Origin of the sequence: Nocardioides sp. NPDC000445, assembly GCF_040300245.1 — a bacterium.
Classification (GTDB): domain Bacteria; phylum Actinomycetota; class Actinomycetes; order Propionibacteriales; family Nocardioidaceae; genus Nocardioides.
In genome coordinates this window covers 135,510-153,282 of the sequence record NZ_JBEPDH010000017.1, presented here as the reverse complement: position 1 = coordinate 153,282, position 17,773 = coordinate 135,510, and the positions used below count along the sequence as shown (strand labels likewise).

17 protein-coding genes and 1 pseudogene are annotated in these 17,773 nt (G+C 69.5%); 11 read left to right on the top strand and 7 right to left on the bottom strand.

The window, feature by feature from the left end:
* Window positions 1-34: 34 nt before the first annotated feature.
* From ABT304_RS22085 to ABT304_RS22075, 3 genes are all read right to left on the bottom strand, one after another.
* On the bottom strand, window positions 35-922 hold the full coding sequence (locus ABT304_RS22085; RefSeq protein WP_350718471.1) for a bile acid:sodium symporter family protein: 888 nt from the start codon (window positions 920-922) through the stop codon (window positions 35-37).
* Between the two features lie 127 nt (window positions 923-1,049).
* Window positions 1,050-2,417, bottom strand: coding sequence for a hypothetical protein (locus ABT304_RS22080; RefSeq protein WP_350718469.1), 1,368 nt, complete (start codon window positions 2,415-2,417; stop codon window positions 1,050-1,052).
* A 314-nt stretch (window positions 2,418-2,731) separates the two neighbouring features.
* Window positions 2,732-3,067: a DUF1048 domain-containing protein gene (locus tag ABT304_RS22075; protein WP_350718467.1), complete on the bottom strand. Its 336-nt coding sequence runs from the start codon at window positions 3,065-3,067 to the stop codon at window positions 2,732-2,734.
* Window positions 3,068-3,285: 218 nt separating this feature from the next.
* Here ABT304_RS22075 and ABT304_RS22070 point away from each other — a divergent pair, with 218 nt between their 5' ends.
* Both ABT304_RS22070 and ABT304_RS22065 read left to right on the top strand, forming a co-directional pair.
* Window positions 3,286-4,182 carry a sulfite exporter TauE/SafE family protein gene (locus tag ABT304_RS22070; RefSeq protein WP_350718465.1) on the top strand — a complete coding sequence of 299 codons (897 nt, stop codon included), beginning with the start codon at window positions 3,286-3,288 and terminating at the stop codon, window positions 4,180-4,182.
* Between the two features lie 129 nt (window positions 4,183-4,311).
* Window positions 4,312-4,671, top strand: coding sequence for a YciI family protein (locus ABT304_RS22065; RefSeq protein ID WP_350718463.1), 360 nt, complete (start codon window positions 4,312-4,314; stop codon window positions 4,669-4,671).
* A gap of 31 nt (window positions 4,672-4,702) precedes the next feature.
* Here ABT304_RS22065 and ABT304_RS22060 read toward each other — a convergent pair whose 3' ends face one another.
* Window positions 4,703-5,632, bottom strand: coding sequence for an Lrp/AsnC family transcriptional regulator (locus ABT304_RS22060; protein ID WP_350718461.1), 930 nt, complete (start codon window positions 5,630-5,632; stop codon window positions 4,703-4,705).
* 194 nt (window positions 5,633-5,826) lie between these two features.
* On the opposite strand from ABT304_RS22060, the gene ABT304_RS22055 reads away from it, so the two are divergent.
* The 4 genes and pseudogenes from ABT304_RS22055 to ABT304_RS22040 all read left to right on the top strand — a co-directional run bounded on the left by ABT304_RS22055 (window position 5,827) and on the right by ABT304_RS22040 (window position 11,536).
* Window positions 5,827-7,410 (top strand): purine-cytosine permease family protein, encoded by a 1,584-nt coding sequence (locus ABT304_RS22055; protein ID WP_350718459.1) that lies wholly within the window; start codon window positions 5,827-5,829, stop codon window positions 7,408-7,410.
* A 45-nt stretch (window positions 7,411-7,455) separates the two neighbouring features.
* Entirely contained in the window at window positions 7,456-8,403 is a 948-nt protein-coding gene (gene speB / locus ABT304_RS22050) for an agmatinase (RefSeq protein WP_350718457.1), read from the top strand.
* Window positions 8,400-9,884: pseudogene (locus ABT304_RS22045) on the top strand (thiamine pyrophosphate-binding protein); the annotation flags it as partial. The gene speB and the pseudogene ABT304_RS22045, both read left to right, overlap by 4 nt.
* Window positions 9,885-10,051: 167 nt before the next feature.
* Entirely contained in the window at window positions 10,052-11,536 is a 1,485-nt protein-coding gene (locus ABT304_RS22040; protein WP_350718455.1) for a sodium:solute symporter family protein, read from the top strand.
* Between the two features lie 51 nt (window positions 11,537-11,587).
* Here ABT304_RS22040 and ABT304_RS22035 read toward each other — a convergent pair whose 3' ends face one another.
* Entirely contained in the window at window positions 11,588-12,328 is a 741-nt protein-coding gene (locus tag ABT304_RS22035; protein ID WP_502890404.1) for a succinate dehydrogenase cytochrome b subunit, read from the bottom strand.
* An 82-nt stretch (window positions 12,329-12,410) separates the two neighbouring features.
* Between ABT304_RS22035 and ABT304_RS22030 the strand changes: the two genes are divergently transcribed.
* The 5 genes from ABT304_RS22030 to ABT304_RS22010 all read left to right on the top strand — a co-directional run bounded on the left by ABT304_RS22030 (window position 12,411) and on the right by ABT304_RS22010 (window position 15,003).
* Window positions 12,411-13,265: an esterase/lipase family protein gene (locus tag ABT304_RS22030; RefSeq protein WP_350718451.1), complete on the top strand. Its 855-nt coding sequence runs from the start codon at window positions 12,411-12,413 to the stop codon at window positions 13,263-13,265.
* Window positions 13,265-13,900, top strand: coding sequence for a TetR/AcrR family transcriptional regulator (locus ABT304_RS22025; protein WP_350718449.1), 636 nt, complete (start codon window positions 13,265-13,267; stop codon window positions 13,898-13,900). Before ABT304_RS22030 ends, ABT304_RS22025 begins: the two co-directional genes overlap by 1 nt.
* Before the next feature lie 64 nt (window positions 13,901-13,964).
* Window positions 13,965-14,288: a hypothetical protein gene (locus ABT304_RS22020; protein WP_201450986.1), complete on the top strand. Its 324-nt coding sequence runs from the start codon at window positions 13,965-13,967 to the stop codon at window positions 14,286-14,288.
* Window positions 14,285-14,710 carry a phage holin family protein gene (locus ABT304_RS22015; protein WP_350718447.1) on the top strand — a complete coding sequence of 142 codons (426 nt, stop codon included), beginning with the start codon at window positions 14,285-14,287 and terminating at the stop codon, window positions 14,708-14,710. The genes ABT304_RS22020 and ABT304_RS22015 overlap by 4 nt, the downstream gene beginning before the upstream one ends.
* Complete coding sequence (locus ABT304_RS22010; protein ID WP_160022326.1) at window positions 14,707-15,003, top strand: DUF3618 domain-containing protein; 297 nt, start codon at window positions 14,707-14,709, stop codon at window positions 15,001-15,003. Before ABT304_RS22015 ends, ABT304_RS22010 begins: the two co-directional genes overlap by 4 nt.
* Here the strand turns inward: ABT304_RS22010 and ABT304_RS22005 are convergent.
* The gene (locus ABT304_RS22005; RefSeq protein ID WP_350718445.1) at window positions 14,984-16,411 is read right to left on the bottom strand and encodes a pyridoxal phosphate-dependent decarboxylase family protein; all 1,428 of its coding nucleotides are present in this window, start codon (window positions 16,409-16,411) and stop codon (window positions 14,984-14,986) included. The two genes, ABT304_RS22010 and ABT304_RS22005, sit on opposite strands and share 20 nt — an antisense overlap.
* Window positions 16,408-17,760, bottom strand: a complete 1,353-nt coding sequence (locus tag ABT304_RS22000; protein ID WP_350718443.1) for an MFS transporter — start codon at window positions 17,758-17,760, stop codon at window positions 16,408-16,410. The genes ABT304_RS22005 and ABT304_RS22000 overlap by 4 nt, the downstream gene beginning before the upstream one ends.
* Window positions 17,761-17,773: the final 13 nt, after the last annotated feature.

The following is a 17,773-nucleotide window of genomic DNA, read 5'->3' as shown; positions in this document are numbered from 1 at the left end:
GACGACACGCAACCTAGCCGACGGTGCCCGTGCGTCAGGTGATGGCGTCGTGCGGCGCGGCGGGCTGCCCTACCCGCGAACGTGTGATCAGGAAGCCGAAGGCGGTGGCGAGGACGTACATCACGATGCTGTAGACCGCGGCCGGGATCGCCACAGTGGTGTTGTCGAGCACGCTGAGCGCGATGGTGAGGGCGATGGTGGTGTTGTGGATCCCGACCTCCATCGAGGTGGCGATCGCCTGCTTCTCTCCGAGACGGAAGATCCGGGCGCCGAGGTAGCCCAGGCAGAGGCTCGCGCAGCAGAACAGCGTCACGACCACACCGATCTCGCGGAGGTAGTCGGCGATGTTCTCGCGCTCCCCGAGGATCGCGCCGACCGAGACCATGACCAGTACGACGATCGAGAAGATCCGGACCGGACGATCCGCCCGCGCGGCGAACGTCGCCGACCGGCTGCGTACCAGCATCCCGATGCCGACCGGAACCAGCACGATGGCGATGACCTGGACGACCTTGCCGAACTGGAGGCCCAGGGTGTCGCCGGCGTCGAAGTAGGTGATCGCGGCGTTGGTGATCAACGGGATCGAGACCGCCGCGAGCACCGAGTTGACCGCCGTCAACGTCACGTTGAGCGCGACGTCGCCACGGAACAGGTGGCTGAAGAGGTTCGCCGTCGTCCCACCCGGCGAGGCGGCCAGCAGCATGACCCCCACGGCGATCAGCGGATCCACGTCCGCGACCACGACGAGCCCGAACGCGATCATCGGCAGGACCACGATCTGGAGCGTGAGCGCGACGAAGACGGCTCGCGGGGTGCGTACGACCCGACGGAAGTCTCCCGGGGTCAGGCTCAGGCCCAGGCCGAACATGATGATGGCCAAGGCGATGGGGAGGCCGACCGAGAGCAGGGCCGAGTCGTTCACTGTTTTCCTCCAGCATGCAGGGCAGCCGCCACGATCGGCCGTATGAGATGTGCGTCACAGTGGATCATGCGGACGGGAGGAAGCACAGCCTTATGCGGACATTTACCCGCTCGGCGAAGGCGTTCGGCTAAGACAGGGAGATGGACGAGTCCGATGGCGTAGAGGTTTCGGGTCCGTCCTGCGACGAGATCGCCGTCGATGTCAGAGCAGGGCGCTCGTCGGGCACCGGGGCCGGCTCGCGAAGTTTCGGCGCCGCAGGAGACCACGCTTTCAGGTGTTGCACGACGTCGCCGTAGAACGTGTCCAAGAGGTCGATCACGGAGTCGATGAACGCTCCGCGTCCGCGTCCGCGCTTTGCGCCCATAGGCGCCGACAATGCGATGCGGAAGGTCCTGATCTCCTTTTTGGGGTCTGTGATGAGACACGTCGGTTCCTCGCGGACCTTTCCGAGGAGCTCGGCCGATCCTGTGCCTCGGGAGTTGGCCACGAACGACTCGACCCTTGTCGAGTCCGGTGCGTGCTTGAGTTGTCGGACTATCCAGTTGATCCGTGTAGTCGGGCGACCTTCACGAGGTGCGTCGAGGTCGATGAAGCACGTAACGCGCCCTGCCCGGAGATCGGCAAGGATATTGATCGGGCCGACTGCGTTCGGAATACGGATGGATCCGGCGAGCTCGGCCTGGTTGACCATTCGTGTGAGGACGGCCTGTGCGCGGAGGGAGGGATCTGCCTGCTCCTTCCGCGTCAGTATCGGGAGAACGTCGGTGCCAAGTTTCTGGCCGAGCCGAAGGCTGACGTACTGGAGCAGGGCGTCAAACCGCGCCGCGACCTCAGGTGCGCTCTTGTCCGACGCGCGAAGGGTGCCGGCGATGACCGCGTCCCGAACCGCAACCCAGTTCGCTCCCATGTCCTCGAGCTCCATCGCGCCGGAGCGAGGGTGCTCTAGGTAGCGAATCAGTTCGCCGAGAATCCAGGCTTGCTCAGGGTCGGAGACTCCTCGATGCTCCTTCTGCATCACGGCGGTCGACAGAACGTACGACCATGACCAGTGGTGGAGCGCGACCTTCTTGAGTTTGCGCTTGTCGACCTTGGTGGGGTGCTGTCCGGCAATGCCTGGAATTTCGTTGCTGATGGTGATCAGCGCGTCGAATCCCTCGTCGCGCGCGATATCGAGGTAGTTCTCGAGTTGTTCTGCCTGGAGTTCGTTCTTGCCCGTCTTGACCTCGACGAGCGCGGTCCAGGACTTCGTGCCGCGGCTCACGCGGATTAGGCCGTCTGGATAACAGCGTTTGTCGCCCAGCATGAAGGGGACCTCGATGTACGTCTCGACCTGTCCGGCCGGCGCTCCGAGATGTCCGAGAAGGGCCTTTCCGAACTCCTTGACACTGCTCATGACCGCTAGGACCGCGGAGGTGGCGCGTCTTTCTTGTTCTTCCGCGCCACTGATTCCTGAGGTTGGGATCAAGCGTGCTTCATGCCAGGTTTCCTCGGACATGGGTCACGACGCTACGCCGCTCGGAACGTCAATGCTCATCAAACGAGCGAATTGCGTGTCTAATTCGCCTAAATGGCTCACACTTCGTGGAATTCGCGCCCAAAGGTCAGTGCGGGTGGCTGATGCTGATGTGCTGAGCGCGCCTCTTCGGCTGTTCCTCAATGGCTGTCATTGGCTCCGGGTCATTGGATCCGGGCCATGCACGAGGATCGCGCATGGTTGAGCGACGTATCCCCGCGGCGAAGCCTTTCGGTTCGCCGCAGGGGTACGTCGGTCTCCGATGCCAGTTTGACTGGCGGTGCGCGTCGCCGTGCTCATGCCAGCTTCTGGGCGACCTCGTTGAGGTTGGCGCGGAGCTTGGCGCGGTAGGCGTCGTGCTGCTCGGGCAGCCGGGCGTCGCAGAAAGCGGCGAGGTCGGGTCCGGTGACCTCGATGACCGGGCGTCCGGCGGCGGCCTCGGTCTCGAACAGGTCGAGGATCTCGCGCAGGATCTCGACGATGTCCATGCCGTCGCCGGCGGTGAAGCGCCACATGTAGCTCTTCATCTCGGCGTAGACGGTGCGGTAGTCCGCGGGCAGTGCGGCGGCGCGGGCTTCCATGCGCTTCCAGTCCTTCTTGTCACCTACGAGGCGGCTGAGGATGTTGTTCATCGTGGTGCTCCTTCTTCGATGGTTTCGGGTCCCGTGTTCGGGGCGATGGAAGAAGCGTGCAGCCCTGACGCTGCGTCAAGGTCAAGCACCGGTCGAAGGAAAAGTTATCGGCGCTCGCGCTCAGGTCGTGAGATGGCCCGTCGGGCTTTGGCGGGACGGTCTAGAGTCTACTAAATTACGTGACTATCGTAGTTTGATCCCGTCCCTAGGAGGTCCGCGTGGAGCGGCTTCTCATCTTCGCTCTGGTCGGTCTCGCGGCCCAGGCTGTCGACGGTTCCCTCGGCATGGCGTACGGCGTCACCTCGAGCACCCTGCTGGTCGCGACCGGTGTCGCGCCGGCGGTCGCCTCGGCGTCGGTGCACCTGGCCGAGGTCGGCACCACCTTCGTCTCGGGCGTCTCGCACTGGCGACTCGGCAACGTCGACTGGAAGGTCGTGGCCAAGATCGCGATCCCGGGCGGCATCGGCGCCTTCGCCGGCGCGACCGTCCTGTCGAGCCTTTCCACCGAGAGCGCCACCCCCTGGGTGGCCGGTCTCCTGCTCGTCCTGGGCGTCTACATCATCGCCCGCTTCGTCTTCGGCAAGCCTCCGGTCTTCATCCCGGGCCGTCGCCCGGGGCTGGGTCTGCTCGCGCCGCTGGGTCTCTTCGGCGGCTTCATCGACGCGACCGGTGGCGGCGGCTGGGGCCCGGTGACCACGCCGACCCTGATCTCCAGCGGCACCCTGCACCCGCGCAAGGTGATCGGCTCGGTCTCCACCGCCGAGTTCGTGACGACGCTCTCCGCGAGCGTCGGGTTCCTCGTCGGACTCGCCGGAGAGGCGCTCGACTGGCGCGTCATCGCCGGCCTCCTCATCGGCGGCGTGATCGCCGCCCCGTTCGCCGCCTACCTCGTCAAGCACCTCTCGCTGCCGGTGCTGGGCGGTCTCGTCGGCAGCATCATCCTGATCACCAACGGACGTACGCTGCTGCGCAACTTCGACGCCGAGTCGGTCGGTGCCTACGGCCTGCTCTTCGCCGTCGCCGCCGTCATCGTCGCCATCGCGGTGGGCAAGGCCGGTGGCAAGATCGCCCCGGCGCAGGAGCCGACGCCCGAGTCCGAGGCCGCCAACGCCTGAGCGTCGACCTGCCGGCGACCTCGTGACCGGTGGAAAGTTCTTCCGATGTCGATGTCGAAGGAGAACGATGTGGTTCGACGCACAGGTGTCGGCCACCAGAAGCGGTGGCCCTGAACTGAGGAGCACGTCATGCCGCGTTTCATGGGTTTCGTGAAGATGGAAGAGGGAAACGGCCCGGCGCCTGAGGCCCTCTACAAGGCGATGGGCGACTACGTCGGCGAGCTGGCGGCGGCCGGGCACTTCCTCGACGGCGGCGGTCTCTTCGGCAGCGAGGACGCGGTCAACTTCGTGGTGGACAAGGGCGAGGTCACCCGGGTCGACGGTCCGTACGCCGAGGCCAAGGAGGTCGTCGGCGGCTGGGCGCTCACGCGCTACGACACGCTCGAGGAGGCGATCGCCGCGCAGCGGGAGTTCGCGCAGCTGCATGCGACGTACTGGCCGGAGTGCAAGATCGTCGCCACCCTGCGCCAGGTCTCCGAGGGCGACTAGACGTCTGCGAGGGCGATGCCGCGGCGGTCGCTCAGGCGCCGCCGAGGTGCAGGGAGGCGTAGGTCTCCTTGACGAAGCGGAGGTGGCTCCAGGTCTGGACCTCCCGGACGCCGTCGAGCTCGCGGATGTGGTCGAGGACCCCGACGAGGTCGCCGGAGGTGGCGGTGTGGACCGTGAGCAGGGCGTCGTAGCGCCCCAGGGTCCGGGCCACGAAGGTGACCGAGGGGAGCCGGGCGAGCTGTTCGGCGATCGGGCGGTGGGCGGCGCCGTCGAGACGGAGGCCGATGCCAGTCGCCGTACGCCGCTCCTGACCCGAGTGACGCACGACGGCGCCGACCCGGACGACGTTGCCGTTGAGCAGCCGGACGACGCGGCGCCGGGTGCCGGCGGGGGAGAGGCCGACGCTCGCGGCCAGGTCGACGAAGGAGGCGCGGCCGTTGGTCTGCAGGGCGCGCAGCAGGGCGTAGTCGGTCTCGTCGAGCGTCCCGGCGGCGGGTGCGGGCCCGACCGGGGCGGCCACGTCGCGGACGACCTCGGTGTAGAGCAGGGTCTCGGTGGTGACGATGCCGTCGATCGCGCGCACCTCGGCGAGGGCGTCGTCGATCCGGCCGATGTCCTTAGCCCGGAGCTCCAGGACCAGGGCGTGCTGGCCGCTGGTCATCGAGACCAGGGTGGTGTCCTCGCGCGCCGCGGCGGCCCGCGCGACCTGGGTCGCGGAGCCGTCCACCGTGACCGAGACGTGGGCGAGCACGTCATGACCGAGAACGGCCGGGTGGACGACGCCGCGGACGTCGATGTGGCCCTCGGTCAGCAGCCGCTGGACCCGGGTGGCCGCGGCTGATCGGGAGAGGCCGACCTGGGCGGCGATCTCACGGTGGGTGAGGCGACCGTCCTCCTCGAGCAGGACGAGGATCGCCTCATCGGTGCTGTCGAGGACCCCGGGCGTGATTTCGTTCGACATTTTTTGGGAGCGTCTCCAAGGTCGGATCGATCCTCCAGGCGGTGGATCTGGTGCCATTATGACGGATCGTCCGAGCCTGACCGGCATATCGACAGGTATTACGGGCAGGTTAAGAACGAAACGATTGCGGCGGCGTTCCGGGTGCTCCTACAGTGACGCAGATCTCGGCCGACCCACAGACCCAGGAGGCCTCGGTGTCCACGGAACCGATCACCATCCCCTCAGCCACGCCGACCCCGCCGAAGGTCACCGAGGTCGAGCAGCACGGCGTCGAGCCGATTCCCGACCCCGAGCGCAGCGCCCGCCCGCTGGACCTGTTCCGGCTCACCTTCGGTGGTGCCAACACGATCGCCACCGTGGTGCTCGGCAGCTTCCCGATCCTCTTCGGGCTCTCCTTCGCCCACGGTCTGCTGGCCACGCTGCTCGGGCTGCTGCTCGGCGCCGTCGTCCTCGCCCCGATGGCGCTGTTCGGCCCGCGCAACGGCACCAGCAACTCGGTCAGCTCCTCGGCCCACCTCGGCGTGCACGGCCGGATCGTCGGCTCGTTCCTCTCCCTGCTCACCGCGCTCGCGTTCTTCTCGATCTCGGTATGGAGCTCGGGCGACGTGCTCGTCGGGGGCGCCAACCGCGCGGTCGGGCTGCCGGAGAACGACCTGACCCTGGCGCTGGCGTACGGCCTCTTCGCCGTGCTGGTCCTGGTCGTGTGCATCTACGGCTTCCGGTTCATGCTGCTGGTCAACAAGATCGCCGTGATCGCCGCGACGCTGCTCTTCCTGCTCGGCATCGTCGCGTTCGCCGGCGACTTCGACCCCAGCTACGCCGGTGCGTTCGGCTCTGGCTCGGAAGCGTTCGGCGAGCCCGGCTTCTGGGCGGCCTTCGTCGGGTCGGCGCTGATCGTGATGTCCAACCCGGTCAGCTTCGGCGCCTTCCTGGGTGACTGGGCCCGCTACATCCCGCGCGAGACCCCCGGACGCTCTTCGATGGCTGCCGCGTTCCTGGCGCAGATCGCCACCCTCGTACCGTTCTGCTTCGGACTGGTCACCATGACGATCATCGCCACCCGCGAGCCGGAGATCTTCGCCTCCGGTGCGTACGCCTCCGGCCTGCTCGCGATCGCGCCAGGCTGGTACTTCGGGCCGGTCGCCCTGATCGCCCTGATCGGTGGCATGTCGACCGGCACCACCGCGCTCTACGGCACCGGCCTGGACTTCTCCAGCGTCTTCCCGCGCTTCAACCGCGTCCAGTCCACGGTGCTGATCGGGGTCTTCGCGATCGGCGTCATCTTCATCGGCCGTTTCGTCTTCGACGTGGTCTCCAGCATCTCCGCCTTCGCCGTCCTCATCATCAGCTGCACCGTCCCGTGGATGATGGTGATGATGATCGGCTGGTACGTCCGGCGCGGCTGGTACGACTCCGACTCGCTGCAGGTCTTCAACCGCCGTCAGCGCGGCGGCCGCTACTGGTTCGCCCACGGCTGGAACTGGCGCGGCCTGGCGGCCTGGCTGATCGCGGCCGCCGTCGCGCTGACCTTCGTGAACCTGCCCGGCCAGTTCGTCGGGCCGGCCGCACCCCTGATCCCCGGCGGGGTCGACATCTCCATCCCGCTCGGCATGGGTCTTGCCGCGCTGCTCTACCTCGGCCTGCTCTTCGCCTTCCCCGAGCCGCGGGACGCCTACGGCCCCGAGGGAGCCCGGCTGGTGCCCACCGGACCGCCCGCGAACACCCCGGTCATCTCGGTCGACGACGGGCCGGCGCCCGCCGCCTCCGTCGTCGGCTGAGCCGAACCACCCCGCATTACTCGCACCACGCAAGGAGAACCACCCATGCCCATCGGGCCCGTCGACGCCTCCAAGAACCCCCGCTATGCCGGCTTCGCGACGTTCGCGCGGCTGCCCCGCCTCGATCAGGTGGAGCGGGCCGACATAGCGGTCGTCGGAGTGCCGTTCGACACCGGCGTCTCCTACCGTCCGGGTGCCCGCTTCGGCCCGGCGCACGTACGGGAGTCCTCGCGGCTGCTGCGTCCCTACAACCCGGCGCTGGACGTCTCGCCGTTCGCCTCGGCCCAGGTGGTCGACGCGGGCGACATCGCGGCCAACCCGTTCCACATCGAGGAGGCGCTCGACACCGTGCAGGCCTCCGCGCTCGAGCTCACCTCCGACGGCACCCGGCTGGTGACGATCGGCGGCGACCACACCATCGCGCTGCCGCTATTGCGAGCCGCCGCCGAGCGGCACGGTCCGGTCGCGCTGGTGCACTTCGACGCCCACCTGGACACCTGGGACACCTACTTCGGGGCCGAGTACACCCACGGCACCCCGTTCCGGCGGGCGGTGGAGGAGGGCATCCTCGACACCGAGGCGCTGTGCCACGTCGGCACCCGCGGCCCGCTCTACGGCAAGAAGGACCTCGAGGACGACCGTCGCTTCGGCTTCGGGATCGTCACCTCCTCCGACGTCTTCCGGCAAGGCGTCGACGAGGTCGTCGAGAAGATCCGGAAGCGCGTCGGCACCCGGCCCGTCTACGTCTCGGTCGACATCGACGTCCTCGACCCCGCGCACGCCCCCGGCACCGGCACCCCCGAGGCCGGCGGGCTCACCTCCCGTGAGCTGCTGGAGATCCTGCGCGGCTTCGCCGGCCTGAACCTGATCGGCGCCGACGTGGTCGAGGTGGCCCCGGCGTACGACCATGCCGAGCTGACCGGCGTCGCGGCCTCGCACGTGGCCTACGACCTGGTCTCGCTGCTCGCGATGCGCCACTCGGGTCAGGCATGACGAGACGCAACGGCGGCGACGTCACCGTCGAGAGCCTGACCGCTCTCGGAGCGACCCACGTGTTCGGCATCCCGGGCCAGCACGCGCTGGGTCTCTTCGACGCCATCCGCCGCAGCGACCTGACCTTCGTCTCCTCCCGGGTGGAGAACAACTCGGTCTTCGCAGCCGACGGCTACGCACGGACGACCGGCCAGGTCGGGGTGGTGTTCTGCTCCACCGGACCGGGAGCCCTCACCGCGTTGGGCGCGCTCCAGGAGGCGTACGCCGCCTGTGTCTCGATCCTGATGATCACCAGCCAGATCCCGCGCGACGGGCTCGGGGGCGCCCGCAAGGGCTACCTGCACCAGCTCGACGATCAGCAGGCCAGCGCCCGCAACGTCACCAAGACCACGGCCGTCGTCCGGGACGCGGCCGCCATTCCGGGGGTGCTCGCCGATGCCTGGGCCACCGCCCAGAAGGCGCCGGCGGGGCCGGTGTGGGTCGAGATCCCGCAGGACGTCCTCCTCGAGGACGTCACGGTGCCGCCGGTGACCGGTCTGACGGCGGCGGTGCGCACGCCGCGCCGGCCTCGTCCGGATATCGCTGCCGAGGCCGCCCGGCTGCTGGCCGCGGCCGAGCGCCCGGTGATCCTCGCCGGGGGAGGCGTACGCCGCTCCGCGGGCGCTCCGCAGGCGCTGGTCGCCCTCGCCGAGTCCCTGGACGCGCCGGTGGTCTCCACCTCCGGGGGCAACGGCTCGATCCCGCTCGCGCACCCGCTGAGCGCGGGCGCGTGGATCGAGGACCGGTTCACCACCGACCTGCTCGACGACGCGGACGTCCTCCTCGCGGTCGGCACCTCCTTCGGCGAGGTGACCAGCAACTACGGCACCTTCGCGCCGCGCGGCCGGGTGATCCAGGTGGACGCCGAAGCCCGCGTGCTCGGCTCGAACCACGACGTGCTCGGCGTCCATGCCGATGCCGCCGCGGCTCTCGCCGACCTGGCCGCGGCGCTTCCCGGCGCCGGTTCCGGACCGGGCTCGAGGCGATCCGGTGCCCAGGTCGCCCAGGAGCTGCGTACCCGGGTCCAGGCCCGGCTCGACGCCCAGGACCTCGCCGCCGAGCAGCGGCTGCTCGCCGACCTGCGCGCGGCCGTGCTGGACGACACCGACACCTTCTGGGACATGACGATCGCGGCGTACTGGGCCTGGTCGGCCTGGGACCCGCGCTCCGGCGGCTTCCACACCGCGCAGGCCTCGGGCGGTCTCGGACCGGCCTTTCCCTCCGCGATCGGCGCAGCCGTCGGGACCGGACGGCGTACGTTCGCGGTCACTGGCGACGGCGGCGCGATGTACTCCATCGCCGAGCTCGCCACCGCCCGCCAGCACGACGCCGAGGTCACCTGGCTGATCATCGACGACGGCGGCTACGGGATCCTGCGCGAGTACATGACCGGGGCCTTCGGCGCTGCCACCGCCACCGAGCTCACCCGTCCCGACTTCGTCCTCCTCGCCAGGCGTTCGGTATCCCCGTCCACGCCGCGACCCCCGAGACCGTCGGCGAGATCGTCGCCGGCACCTTCACCACCGGCGGTCCCGCCGTGGTGGTCCTTCCGACGACCCTCCGCATGTTCGCCGCCACCTGACCGCCCACCTCGATCTGGAGCCCCCACATGGATCTCACCATCATCGTCATCTACCTCGCCGCCATGGTCGCCTTCGGCTGGTGGGGCAAGTCCCGGACCAAGGACAGCTCCGACTTCCTCGTCGCCGGCCGCCGGCTCGGACCGGTGCTCTACACCGGGACCCTGTCCGCGCTCGTCCTCGGTGGAGCCTCGACCGTCGGCGGGGTCGCTCTCGGCTACGAGTACGGCCTCTCCGGGGCGTGGCTGGTGGCGGCGATCGCCCTCGGCGTCCTGGCGCTCAGCCTGTTCTTCGCCGGGAAGATCCAGCGGCTGCGGATCTTCACCGTGGCCCAGATGCTGGCGCTGCGCTACGGGGTCGGCGCGACCGCGGCCTCGGGCGTGGTCATGGTGGCCTACACGCTGATGCTGGCGGTCACCTCCACGATGGCGTACGCGACCGTGTTCAACGTCCTGTTCGGGACCGACCGGGTCGTCTCCGTGCTGATCGGCGGCGTCATCGTGGTGATCTACTCCACCATCGGCGGGATGTGGTCGATCACCCTGACGGACATGGTACAGTTCGTGCTGCAGACCGTCGGCATCTTCGTACTCCTGCTGCCCTTCACCTGGAACCACGCCGGCGGTCTCGACGGGATCAAGGCCCGGGCGACGGATTCCATGTTCGACCTCGGTGCGATCGGCACCGGCACCGTGATCACGTACGTCGTCGTCTACACCTTCGGGATGCTGATCGGGCAGGACATCTGGCAGCGCGTCTTCACCGCCCGCTCGCCGCAGGTCGCGCGCTGGGGCGGAACCGCGGCCGGTGTCTACTGCCTGCTCTACGGTGTGGCCGGCGCGCTGATCGGCACCGCGGCCTCCACGTTCGTCACGGTCGAGGACCGCAACGACGTCTACGCCACGATCGCCGAGTCGATCCTTCCGGTCGGCGTCACCGGCCTGGTGCTCGCCGCAGCCGTGGCCGCGATGATGTCGACCGCCTCGGGTGCCCTGATCGCGACCGCGACGGTGGCCCGCGCCGATGTGCAGCCGCTCCTGGCCCGGCTGATCGGACGCACCCCCGTGCGTGTCCAGGACGAGGCGGAGAACCCCGAGCACGATGTGCTGGCCAACCGGATCTACGTCGTCGCGATCGGCGCAGTCGTCGTCGTGATCGCCTCGCTGCTCGACGATGTCGTCTCGGCTCTGACGATCGCCTACGACATCCTCGTCGGCGGTCTGCTGGTGCCGATCCTGGGCGGCTTCGTGTGGCGCCGGGCGACCGGCGCCGCGGCAGTGGTCGCCATGGCCGCCGGCACCACCGCGACGCTGGCGACGATGGTGGTCGTCGGCGACGTCCTCGCCAACGAGCCGGTCTACGCGGGCCTCGCGATCAGCGCCGTGGCGTACGTCCTGGTCAGCCTGCTCACCCGCCCGACCGACCCCGCGGTGATGCGGGAGTGGACCGATCGACTCGCAGGTCGAGAGACGTCGGTCGACTCCGGCCGGGCGGACGCTCTGGATGCCCGGTAGCGCTCTGTCTGAAAGGCGGCACGGAGAGCGGGCCGAGGGTCGGGGGGAGGTTCACAGCCCGATGAAGCCGAGCTGGATGGCGATGGGGGAGAGCGAGAAGCCGCCGGCGACGAGGACGGCGACGGCCATGGCGGTCGCCTTCGCCGCCTGACGCCGTTTGGCGGTCAGCGTCCAGCCGAGGGTCTGCAGGGAGCTCCAGGTGCCGTGCCACAGGTGCATCCCGAGGACGAGCATCGCGGCGAGGTAGAGGGCGGTGGACCACCAGACGCTGAACGTGTCGACCACCAGGTTGAACGGGTCGTTCGTCGGGCCGCCGCGTACGTTGACCTTGCCGATCGTGAAGTTGACCAGGTGCCACCCGAGGAAGAGGAAGAGCCCCAGGCCGCCGGTGAGCATCGTGCGGGAGGCGAGCGAGGAGGCGCGCCGCGGCGGCCGGGCGGCGTAGCGGCCCCTCGCGCGGCGTGCGCGTCGGGCGAGGACGATCGCGCTGGAGACATGCGCCACCAGCGCGGCGATCAGCCCGACGCGCATGATCCAGAGCAGCCCGGAGCGAGGAAATATCGGCTCGCCCAGCGTGCGCAGGTGCTCGGCGTACTCGTTGTACGCATCGTGGCCGCTGAACGCCTTCAGATTGCCGTAGACGTGACCGAGAACGAACGTGATGAACAGCAGGCCGCTGATGGCCATGACGAGTTTCAACGTGATGGTCGACGACCAGGCCCGGCGTCGAGATGTCGAAGTGTGCACACTCAGTCGACCGGGCAGGGTCGCCGTCTGTGACACCCGATCCATCTGAAAATGAGCATTGTCAAATTCGCCCGGGTCGGCTTAGGGTCGGCTTGTCCGGTCCGCCTGGAGAGAAGTGGTCTCTGTCATGGTCAAGCGCTCTGCTGTCATCCGTGCCGTCGTGGTGCTGCTCGCGGCATCGACCCTGCTGATCGCCCCACCGGCGCAGGCGGCGGGAGGCGTCAACGACGCCGCCTGCCGGCCATCGGCCGACCACCCCAACCCGGTCGTCTTCCTGCACGGGCTGGGAGCCAACAAGGACGAGGACCTCAACTTCCTCCAGGCCGACGTGGCGGCGCAGGGCTACTGCACCTACAGCCTGACCTACGGCACCGGCGCCTACGGCCCGTTCGTCGGCGGGGTGGGGGACATCGCCCGGTCGGCGGCTCAGATCAAGGCCTTCGTCCAGGAGGTGCTGGCACAGACCGGCGCCGCGAAGGCCGACCTGGTCGGCCACTCCGAGGGAGGGTTCCAGACGCTCTACGTCACCAAGACGCAGGGGATCTCCGGCCGGATCGACAAGGTCGTTGCCATCGCGCCGCCGACCCACGGCACCACGTTCGCCGGCCTCTACCGGCTCGGCATGGCCCTGGGCGCGGACGAGCTGGCCGGACAGGTCCTCACCACCTTCGGCTGCATCGCCTGCACCCAGCTGGTCACCGACGGCAGCGCCGTACGCACCCTGACGAGCGGTCCGATCGCGCAGCCCGGCGTGACGTACACGATCATCCAGTCCAGGTACGACGAGCTCGTCACGCCCACCGAGACCGCGTTCGTGCGCGAGCCGGGCGTCACCAACACCTACGTGCAGGACGTCTGCCCGCACGACCCGGTCGGCCACATCGGCGAGGCCTATGACACCAACGTCTGGCACATGGTGAAGAACGCGCTCGACCCGGCCGATGCCGCCCCGTTCGTCTGCTCGGTCGGGTCGCCCGGCTGATGGCGCAGGAGGGCCGTTCGTACGGCGGGCTGACCCGCGAGGAGCGTGACGCCCAGCGCCGCCAGCGGCTGCTGGAGACCGCCAAGGAGATCATCGGCACCCAGGGTTACGCGGCGACCACGATCCCGGGTGTCTGTGCCGCCTCGAAGGTGTCGACCCGGCACTTCTACGAGATCTATCCCGGCAAGGAGGATCTCTTCGTCGACCTCTACGACCGGATCACCGCGGACTCCTACGCTCGAGTGGCCGCGTCGTTGACGGCGACCGCCGGTGAGCCGATCTCCGAGCGGGTGCCGGCAGCGGTGTTGGCCTATCTCGACCCGATGCTCAAGGACCCGCACGTCGCCCGGATCGCGTTCGTGGAGATCATGGGCGCGAGCCCGCGTATCGAGAAGCTTCGGCTCGACTACCGCGAGACCTTGGTGGAGATCGTGGGCACCGAGTGCACCGCCTCCGTGGGCCGGGGCGAGATCCGCGATCGTGACTGGCGCTTCGCCGCGCTGGCTCTGGTGGGCGCGGTGACCGCGATCGTCTACGACTGGGCGCTGCATCGGCCGCGCTCGAGCCGCGAGGCGCTCGAGGCCCAGCTGACCGACCTCGCGCTCGTCCTGCTCACCGCGGACCCTCCGACTTAGGTCGCCCGCGTATCTCCTCGTCACCTGGGTACCGGCCAGGTGTACAGCGATGAGGAGGAACAACATGTTCAAGAAACCAGGATGGCTGGCTGCCTTCGGTATCGGCTACGTCCTCGGCGCTCGCGCTGGACGTGAGCGGTACGACGCGATGGTGGCCAAGGCACAGGACCTGTGGCACGACCCGCGGGTCCAGGAGAAGGCGCACCGCGCTCGGGTCGTGGCCGAGGAGAAGGCAGACCTGGCCAAGCACACCGTCCGGGACAAGATGCCCGGCGACTCCACGCCGCCGCCGGCAGCTCCGACTCCCCAGACGACGCCGAGCACTCCGCGTCCCCACACCACCTCAACGGACCCGGTGACCGACATGCCGCGGGGGTGGGAGTCGTGACGCTTCATCATCAGACCGACGCGTCGATGGGTGAGCTGGTCTCGCGACTCTCCACGGAGATGTCCAGCCTCATGCGAGGCGAGCTCGAGCTCGCCCGCCTCGAGCTGACCGAGAAGGCCAAGCACACCGGCAAGGGGGCCGGGGCGTTCGGCGCCGCCGGCCTGGTGGCGCTCTATGGCGTCGGGGTCCTGATCGCCGCGGCGATCCTCGCCCTCGCGCTGGTCATGGACGCCTGGCTGGCCGCGGTGCTGGTCGGAGTCGTGCTCCTGATCATCGCCGGCGGCATCGCCCTCTTCGGGAAGAAGCAGGTCTCGGAGGGGACCCCGATGAAGCCCGAACGCGCCACCGAGAACATCAAGCGGGACGTGGAGACCGTCAAGCACCGTCACGCCGAGGACCACACCCCGAGGAGTACGTCATGACGCAGGACCATGTGCGCCGGCCCGTCGAGGCCGGCGACGACAGCATCGCTGCGGTCGAGGCCGAGCTGGACACCACCCGGCACGAGATGGCCGACACCCTCGACGAGCTCGCCGCCCGGCTGGACGTGAAGACGCGGGGGAAGGAGAAGGCTCACGAGGTCAAGCAGCGTGCGCAGGTGGCTGCCAGGTCTCGAGACGTACAGATCCGCAGCGGCATCGTCGCTGCGATCGTGCTCAGCCTGATCCTGATGCTGGCCCGGAGGAAGCGCCGGCTCAGCGACTCCGCCGAGTAGGCCGGGTCAGCCGGTCGAGAAAGGCCACCAGCAGCGCCTCGCGCATCGCGGCGGAGGCCAGGTCGAGCATCGCGTTGACCTCGGCCATCCGCTGAGGCAGCGCGAGGCCGCTCTCTGCGCCGACGAGCCCGGCGGCGACCAGCAGGCCGTCGAAGTCCTCCTCGGACAAGGAGAACGGGTCGAGGTCGCCGATGAACGCGGCGACGGCCGGGTCGACGGTGACCGGGCCTGCCGCCACGGCGGCCTCGACCGCCTCCGCGAGAGCGGCGAGAAATTCAGGTACGTGGGGGAGCGTCGCCGCGCTCACCGACAGGTGGATCGTGGCGGGGGAACCGGCGAAGGACATCTGTGGCTGGACGTACCAGCCGCGCGCCGCCATCTCGTCGCAGACCGTGAACGGGTCACAGCTGCCGTCGGTGGTGAGCGCGAGAAGCGTCGAGTCGGGAGTGCTGACCACGGCGAGCTCGGGCATCTCGCCGACCCCGGTGCGGATCCGGTCCACCGCCTCGAAGACGTCGCGGGCGAGCCGCTCGTACCCCTCATCGCCCAACGAGCGCAGGACCGCCCAGGCACCGGCCAGCGGTCCGCCCGACTTCGTCGACTGCATCGTGGAGTTGAGCATGGTGTAGCCCGGCCAGGCGGCCGAGGCGAAGAACTGCGGCCGCCTCAGCTCCGGGGTGCGGTGCAGCAGCACCGAGGTGCCCTTGGGGGCGTAGGCGTACTTGTGCAGGTCGACCGAGATCGAGGTGACGCCTTCGACCGCGAACGTCCAGGCCGGTACGTCCCGCCCCAGCCGCGTCGCATAGGGCAGCACCCAGCCGCCGATGCACGCGTCGATGTGGCAGCGGATCCCGCGTTCGGCCGCGGCGGCCGCGATCGCGGTGACCGGGTCGACGACCCCGTGCGCGTAGGACGGTGCCGAGGCGACGACCAGCACGGTGCGCTCGTCCATCGCCGCGGCCATCGCGGTCGGATCCGCCCGGAAGTCGGGCCCGACCGGCACCAGCACCGGCTCGACCCCGAAGTAGTGCGCCGCCTTGTGGAAGGCGGCGTGCGCGGTCGAGGGGAGCACCATCCGCGGCCGCTCGATCTCCGGATGGGCGTCGCGCGCGGCCTGCACCGCGAGCAGCACCGACTCGGTGCCACCGGAGGTGACCGTGCCGACCACGGTCTCGGGAGCGTCGAGCAGATCGGCGGCCATGCCGACCACCTCGGTCTCCATCCGGAGCAGGCTCGGGAAGGCCGTCGGGTCCAGTCCGTTCGAGCCGGCGTAGGCCGCGACCGCCTCGCGGCCGATCCGGTCGATGTCGGGCAGGCCGGAGTCGTAGACGTAGGCCAGCGTGCGGCCGCCGTGCACCGGCAGGTCGGCGGACTGCATCTCGCGGAGCTGGGTCAGGGCGTCGGTCATACGGTCACGGTCCCATCCTTGTCGCCGTCGACGCCGTCGACGTCTTCGGCGGTGAGCGAGTAGCGCCGCAGCCAGAGCAGGCTGAGCAGTGCGAGGCAGGCCGGCAGCACCGAGAAACCGAGCGTGATCGCGGTCAGTGCCGAGTCCGGCTGGGCGACGTCGCTCCCGGTCGAGGAGCGGTAGCCGCCGAGCGCGAGCACCGCGGCGTAGACGCCGGGCCCGAGCGCGAGCCCGAGGGTCTCGCCGGCGGTCCACACGCCGGTGTAGACGCCGATCCGGCTCGACCCGCTGCGCCGGGCGTCGACGGCGGCCGCGTCGGGAAGCATCGCCATCGGGAACACCTGGCACCCGGCGTACCCGGTCCCGACGAGCACCACCGCGGCGTAGACCAGGGCCACCGGTGCGGTCTGCGCGGTCGCGGCGAGGAGTGCCCCGACGGCAAGGACGACCGAGGCGGCGACGTACCCGTTCTTCTTGCCGATCCTGGCGCCGAGCGCCGCCCACGCGGGCGTGAGCAGCAGCGCGGGGCCGACGAAGCAGACGAACAGGATCGTCGCCGCGCCGTCGCGGCCGATCACGTCGCCGGCGAGGTAGTCGACGCCGGCCAGCATCGCGCCGAACGCGACCGCCTGGATCACGAACGTGATGAGCAGCCGGCGGAAGTCGGGCGCCGCCGCGACGATCTTCAGCTGGTCGCGCAGGCTGCCCGGCCCCGGCTGGACGGTGTGGACGGGCGCCCGGCGGGTGCCGACGTACGCACTGAAGACTCCGGCCAGGATGAGCACCGCCATCACGACGCCCATCACCCGGTAGCCGTCGCGGCCACCGACGGCGTCGCGGATCATCGGCGCGGTCGCACCGGCGAGCAGGATGGTGAGCGCCAGGATCGCGACCCGCCAGGTCATCAGCCGGGTGCGCTCGTCATAGGACTCGGTCAGCTCGGCGGTCATGGCGACATAGGGCACCTGGAAGAACGCGTACGCCGTCGCGCAGGCCAGGAACAGGACCAGCACCCACAGCGCCTCGAGCCCGGTCGCCATCGACGGCGCCGCGAACAGCAGCGCGAACGTCACCGCCAGCGCGATCCCGGCCCGGCGCAGCCACGGCCGCCGCGGGCCCCGTGGATCCACCGTCCGGTCGCTGATCCGGCCCGCGATCGGGTTCAGCACGACATCCCACGCCTTCGGCGCGAACACGATGAAGCCCGCGGCCAGCGCGGCGATGCCGAGGCTGTCGGTCAGATAGGGGAGCAGCATCAGGCCCGGGATGGTCCCGAACGTGCCGGTCGCCACCGAGCCGGAGCCGTAGCCGATCCGTACGCCGAGCGGGAGGGTCGGGCTGGCGGGCATGCCCGACATAGTG

Bases quoted from the DNA above. Each gene is read 5' to 3' on its own strand.
- ABT304_RS22080 (WP_350718469.1), bottom strand. From the start codon at position 2,417: ATGTCCGAGGAAACCTGGCATGAAGCACGCTTGATCCCAACCTCAGGA.
- ABT304_RS22075 (WP_350718467.1), bottom strand. From the start codon at position 3,067: ATGAACAACATCCTCAGCCGCCTCGTAGGTGACAAGAAGGACTGGAAG.
- ABT304_RS22065 (WP_350718463.1), top strand. From the start codon at position 4,312: ATGCCGCGTTTCATGGGTTTCGTGAAGATGGAAGAGGGAAACGGCCCG.
- ABT304_RS22060 (WP_350718461.1), bottom strand. From the start codon at position 5,632: ATGTCGAACGAAATCACGCCCGGGGTCCTCGACAGCACCGATGAGGCG.
- speB (WP_350718457.1), top strand. From the start codon at position 7,456: ATGCCCATCGGGCCCGTCGACGCCTCCAAGAACCCCCGCTATGCCGGC.
- ABT304_RS22040 (WP_350718455.1), top strand. From the start codon at position 10,052: ATGGATCTCACCATCATCGTCATCTACCTCGCCGCCATGGTCGCCTTC.
- ABT304_RS22035 (WP_502890404.1), bottom strand. From the start codon at position 12,328: ATGGATCGGGTGTCACAGACGGCGACCCTGCCCGGTCGACTGAGTGTG.
- ABT304_RS22030 (WP_350718451.1), top strand. From the start codon at position 12,411: ATGGTCAAGCGCTCTGCTGTCATCCGTGCCGTCGTGGTGCTGCTCGCG.
- ABT304_RS22025 (WP_350718449.1), top strand. From the start codon at position 13,265: ATGGCGCAGGAGGGCCGTTCGTACGGCGGGCTGACCCGCGAGGAGCGT.
- ABT304_RS22020 (WP_201450986.1), top strand. From the start codon at position 13,965: ATGTTCAAGAAACCAGGATGGCTGGCTGCCTTCGGTATCGGCTACGTC.
- ABT304_RS22010 (WP_160022326.1), top strand. From the start codon at position 14,707: ATGACGCAGGACCATGTGCGCCGGCCCGTCGAGGCCGGCGACGACAGC.
- ABT304_RS22005 (WP_350718445.1), bottom strand. From the start codon at position 16,411: ATGACCGACGCCCTGACCCAGCTCCGCGAGATGCAGTCCGCCGACCTG.
- ABT304_RS22000 (WP_350718443.1), bottom strand. From the start codon at position 17,760: ATGCCCGCCAGCCCGACCCTCCCGCTCGGCGTACGGATCGGCTACGGC.